This window comes from Mesorhizobium sp. M2A.F.Ca.ET.067.02.1.1 (assembly GCF_004023285.1).
GTDB lineage: Bacteria > Pseudomonadota > Alphaproteobacteria > Rhizobiales > Rhizobiaceae > Mesorhizobium.
Genome location: NZ_RZSB01000446.1, coordinates 1 through 5,010, shown reverse-complemented (window position 1 = coordinate 5,010; position 5,010 = coordinate 1). Strand labels below are relative to the sequence as shown.

Genomic DNA, 5,010 nt, shown 5'->3' with positions numbered 1-5,010 from the left:
GCGGCATACTGGGCGGCATCTCGACCGGACAGCCGATCGTCGCCCGCTTCGCCGTCAAGCCGACCTCGTCGATCCTGACGCCGCGCAAATCGATCGACAAGGACGGCAAGGATGTCGAGGTGATGACCAAGGGCCGCCACGACCCCTGCGTCGGCATCCGCGCCGTGCCGATCGGCGAAGCCATGGTTGCCTGCGCCATCGCCGATCATTATCTGCGGCACAGAGGACAAACGGGGAAGGGAGGGGAGTAAGGCAGCAGGGCAGTAGGGCAGTAGGGCAGTAGGGCAGTAGGTTAATGCTGCCGCCCGCAGCCCGCCAAACTTTTTCCTTTTCCCTACTGCCTTACTGCCCTATTCCCGTACTCCCCTGCGAGCGAAGCGAGCACTTATGCCTTACGACCAGAAGAAGATCGTCGAAGCGATCCGCGCCTTCGAGCGCGGCGAGATCGTTGTCGTCATGGACGATGACGGACGCGAGAACGAGGGCGACCTGATCGTCGCCGCCGTGCACTGCACGCCGGAGAAGATGGCCTTCATCGTGCGCAACACCTCCGGCATCGTCTGCACGCCCATGCTGCGAGAGGATGCAAGGCGCCTGAATCTGGCGCCGATGGTGGCGGACAACGATTCCGCCCACACCACCGCCTTCACCGTCAGCGTCGATTTCAAGCATGGCACGACGACAGGCATCTCCGCCGACGACCGCACGCTGACCGTGCGCAACCTCGCCAACGGCAATGTCGGCCCGTCGGATTTCGTGCGCCCCGGTCACATCTTCCCGCTGATCGCGCGCGAAGGCGGCGTCTTGATGCGCTCCGGCCATACGGAGGCCGCGGTCGATCTCTGCAAGCTTGCCGGCCTGCCGCCGGTCGGCGTCATTTCTGAACTGGTCAATGACGATGGCACCGTCAAGCGCGGGCCGGAAGTGCAGGCTTTCGCGGAACAGCATGGCCTGAAGCAGGTGTCGGTGGCCGATCTCATCGCCTATCGCCAGCGCAAGGAAACCCTGGTCCAGCGCGTCGCCTGTTCCGACATCGAAACGCCAGGCGGCAAGGCGCAGGCCTTCACCTACACGCTGCCATGGGATTCCATGCACCACCTGGCGGTCGTCTTCGGCGACATCCGCGACGGCGAGGAGGTCCCGGTGCGCCTGCATCCGGAGGATGTCGTGACCGACGTGTTCGGCACCAGCCACCGGCTTGACGGCATCATGAAGGCGATGGGCGAGCGCAGGCGCGGTGTTATCGTCTATTTGCGCGAAGGCTCGGTCGGCGTCGCCCACCAGGAGCGCAAGCGGCCGCTAAGCGGCGACCGCGAGGATCACGAGGAAGCCCGCCGCCGCGAGAACGAATGGCGCGAGATCGGCCTCGGCGCCCAGATCCTCAAGGACCTCGGCATCTCCTCGATCAACCTGATCGCCTCGCGCGAGCGCCACTATGTCGGCCTCGAGGGCTTCGGCATCCACATCGCCAAGACCGAAATTCTTTAGTCGTCAAAGGGTTGACGAGCGGGAGGCCCTACGGCGGCGTTGCAGCCCGCGTGTCGCTGACTGACCGAAGCCTCGGCGACATAGGCGGTTGTCCGAACCCTCCGCAACGCAGGCGATTGGCCGAAACCTATCCGACGTCGTCATCCACGGGCGGAGCAAGGAGCGAAGCGACGCGCGCAGACCCGAGGATCCATTCCGTGACTTTCACGCGTTGCGACAGTGCAGAATTCCGCTCCGTAGCGTCCTACGATCAAGGTCACGGAAAGGATCCTCGGGTCTCCGCTCGGCTGCGCGTCGCTTCGCCCGTGGATGACGACGTCGCGTAGGTCTCGGGCTAACCGCAACGTCGGCCAAATAACCGTCACTCCGCAGGCGCCACCGCTTCGCCTCTGTCCACATCGCAATCGTCCGTCGCCAGCCGGCATTGACCAGCAAGCACGGTGACCAGTGCGACCCCTCCTGCAGCCACCGAGACCCAAAATCCGTTCTGTGGACCGAAAGTGTCGACCATCCAGCCGGCGGCGAAGGAACCCAGCGCCATGCCGATGCCGATGCCGGTCGTTACCCAGGTGACGCCCTCGGTGAGCATCGCGGCCGGCACGTGGCGTTCAATCAGGCCGAAGGCGGTGATGAAGGTCGGCGAGATCGCGACGCCGCTGACGAACACCGCCAGCGCCAGCGTCGGCACGGTGTCGACGAAAAGCAACGGCAAAGTGGTGAGCGCGATCACGGTGACCGCGAGCGCCAGCTGCCGCTGCAGCGGCGCCTTCAGGCTGAGCGCGCCAACGATGATTCCAACCACGAAGGATCCCAGCGCATAGACGCCGATGACGAGGCTCGCCGCCTCGGGCTGGCCGAGCGCCTTGGTGATAGCGACGGTGGTGACTTCCGTGGTGGCGAAGGTCGCGCCGACGAAGATCAGCGCGAAGGTGATAATCTGGACCGCGCGCAGGCGGATCGCCGAACCGGTCGCGCCATGTTCGGCCGGGCGGATGGGTGGTTCGGAAGAGCGCTGCAGCAGGAATGCCGCCGAGCCCAGCGCAAGCAGCAGTGTGCTGACGACCATGCCGGCTTCGGGAAACAGCGCTGCGCTCAACCCCACCGACAGCGAGGCGCCTGCGACATAGACCAGCTCGTCGGCGGCCGATTCGAAGGCGAAGGCGGTGTTCAACTCCGGCCGATCGTGAAAGATCTCGGTCCAGCGCGCCCTGACCAGCGCCGGGATGCTGGGCATGGCGGCGGCGAGCAGGGCCGAACCGAACAAGGTCCAAGCCGGCCAGTGCCGGTTGGCCGCGATAATCAATGTCACGAAGGCAAGCGCCGAGACAAGCGTCATGGGTGCTGCGATCGCCGTCTGGCCGCGGCGGTCCACCAGCCGCGATACCTGCGGCGAAAGAAAAGCGTTGACCAGCGCATAGGTGGCCGAGACGGCGCCGGCCAGCCAATATTCGCCATGCGTCTGCGACAGCATCGCCACGATGCCGATCGGTGCCATTGCGATCGGCAAGCGCGCGAAGGCGGCTGTGGCGAAGCCTTTCGTGCCAGGAGCCCGAAAGATGTCCACATAGGGGTTTCGCATGATCCTGCTCCTCGACAAGGGTGCATACCACAATTACATACGTTGCGTATGAATGTGAGATAGTTCATACGCCGCGTATGTCGATTGGCATACGAAGCGTATGTGAATAGGGCCAGAGCCATGCACAGACCGCGCAAGGAGATGATCGCCGAGACGCGCGCCAAGCTGATCGCGGCCGCCCGCCACGCCTTCGGCACGGTCGGCTATGCCGAGTCCTCGATGGACGATTTCACCGCGTCGGCCGGCCTCACGCGCGGCGCGCTCTACCATCATTTCGGCGACAAGAAGGGGCTGCTGCAGGCCGTGATCGCCGAGATCGACCGCGAAATGGCCTTGCGCGTCAACGAGGTGGCCTCGAGGGCGCCGACGCGCTGGCAGCATTTCGTCGACGAGTGCACCACCTATATCGAGATGGCGCTGGAGCCGGAAATCCAGCGCATCATGTTCCGCGACGGCCCGGCGGTGCTCGGTGACCCGGCGCAGTGGCCGAATGCCAGCGCTTGCATCGCCTCGATGACCGACCACCTGACGAAGCTGCAGGAAGAGGGCGTGGTCGTCACCGATGTCGACCCTGAGACAACCTCGCGGCTGATCAATGGTGCCAGCAGCCAGGCCGCGCAGCGCATCGCCAATTCGAATGATCCGGAAGCCACCTCGAAGAAGGCGATCGCCGCCTTCAAGCAACTGCTCGAAGGCTTACGCCAAAAGCCCTGAGGCACGCTTGGGTAACCAAGCCACCGCGTTGTGCACCGGTTTTGGGCCGGTGCAACCCTGCCGCGATTGACAATCTATGGGGCGAGCGCATCCTCCTGCGCCATCTCTTAGGGCGTGGAGAGTCGGGGCCATGTGGGACTTCAGCATTGGCCGGTCTGTGTCCATCATGATGCGGACATGGCCGTTCATCGTCTTTCGCATGATCGTCTATTTCGGCATCACAGTCGCCTACATCATGGCGACCGGCACGGGCGCCAGCGTCGGCTACGGTGTCGGTCATATCTCGACCGATCCGGATGGACCGATGTCCTTTGCGCTGTGGGGTGGCGTGGTCGGCTTCGGCATCGTGTCGATCGCCGTCTACTGGATCCGCGAATACATCCTTTATGTGCTGAAAGCCGGCCATATCGCCGTCATGGTACATCTGATCGACGGCCATGACGTGCCCGACGGCCAGGGCCAGATCGCCTATGCCAAGGAAGTGGTCAGCCAGCGTTTCGCCGAGGCCAACATCCTTTTCGTCGTGGACCAGCTGGTCAAGGGCGCCATCCGCGCCATCACCGGCCTGATCGGCGGCGTTGCCGCCTTCCTGCCCATTCCGGGCCTGAGCGGCCTAGTCAGCTTCATCAACACGGTGATCCGCCTGTCTCTGACCTATGTCGACGAAATCATCCTCGGCTACAACATCCGCATCAATTCGAACTCGCCCTTCGAGACGGCCCGGCAAGGCGTCGTGCTTTACGCCCAGAACGGCAAGCACATGGTCAAGAACGCCGTGTGGCTGGCGGTGATCATGTGGGGCGTGTCCTTCGTCATCTTCCTGTTGATGCTGGCGCCCGCCGCCGCGATCCTGTGGGTCATGCCCGGACAATTGGCCGGCTGGGCCTTCGTGCTGGCCATCGTCTTTGCCTGGGCCTTCAAGGCGGCCTTCATCGAGCCCTTCGCCATCGCCTCGCTGATGCAGGTCTATTTCGAAGCCATCGAAGGCCAGGTGCCCAACCCCGAATGGGACACGCGGCTCGCCGAGGCCTCGTCCAAATTCAGGGAGCTGCGCGACAAGGCGCTGGGCTCCTTCGGCGGCGGCTCGCGCTGGGATACGCCCCGGGCCGCTTGATCACTGCTGGCGACCTAGCCTTGCAATCGCCGACTTGAGCGGCGCCTCGCCGGCGCCGCGAAACGTCTCGCTCATCACCAACTCGGGCAGCGGCAGACGCTTGGCCCAGCCATGC

The 5,010-nt window shown here is 64.3% G+C and carries 5 protein-coding genes; 4 read left to right on the top strand and 1 reads right to left on the bottom strand.

The window, feature by feature from the left end; genetic code table 11:
- Nucleotides 1–251 (top strand): chorismate synthase (locus EOA28_RS24590; protein WP_128315377.1); only part of this gene is annotated, 251 nt, incomplete at its 5' end.
- Between the two features lie 136 nt (nt 252–387).
- Nucleotides 388–1,488: a 3,4-dihydroxy-2-butanone-4-phosphate synthase gene (gene ribB, locus EOA28_RS24585; protein ID WP_127252857.1), complete on the top strand. Its 1,101-nt coding sequence runs from the start codon at nt 388–390 to the stop codon at nt 1,486–1,488.
- Between the two features lie 361 nt (nt 1,489–1,849).
- Here the strand turns inward: ribB and EOA28_RS24580 are convergent, their stop codons facing one another.
- Nucleotides 1,850–3,067 carry an MFS transporter gene (locus tag EOA28_RS24580; protein WP_128315376.1) on the bottom strand — a complete coding sequence of 406 codons (1,218 nt, stop codon included), beginning with the start codon at nt 3,065–3,067 and terminating at the stop codon, nt 1,850–1,852.
- A gap of 120 nt (nt 3,068–3,187) precedes the next feature.
- Here EOA28_RS24580 and EOA28_RS24575 point away from each other — a divergent pair, with 120 nt between their 5' ends.
- A complete protein-coding gene (locus EOA28_RS24575) occupies nt 3,188–3,781 on the top strand; it encodes a TetR/AcrR family transcriptional regulator (protein WP_127251359.1) in 594 nt (197 codons plus the stop codon).
- A 130-nt stretch (nt 3,782–3,911) separates the two neighbouring features.
- Nucleotides 3,912–4,895 (top strand): hypothetical protein, encoded by a 984-nt coding sequence (locus tag EOA28_RS24570; protein ID WP_127251360.1) that lies wholly within the window; start codon nt 3,912–3,914, stop codon nt 4,893–4,895.
- The last annotated feature ends 115 nt before the right edge of the window (nt 4,896–5,010 follow it).

Coding starts and splice junctions, on each gene's coding strand:
- ribB (WP_127252857.1), top strand. CDS start 388: ATGCCTTACGACCAGAAGAAGATCGTCGAAGCGATCCGCGCCTTCGAG.
- EOA28_RS24580 (WP_128315376.1), bottom strand. CDS start 3,067: ATGCGAAACCCCTATGTGGACATCTTTCGGGCTCCTGGCACGAAAGGC.
- EOA28_RS24575 (WP_127251359.1), top strand. CDS start 3,188: ATGCACAGACCGCGCAAGGAGATGATCGCCGAGACGCGCGCCAAGCTG.
- EOA28_RS24570 (WP_127251360.1), top strand. CDS start 3,912: ATGTGGGACTTCAGCATTGGCCGGTCTGTGTCCATCATGATGCGGACA.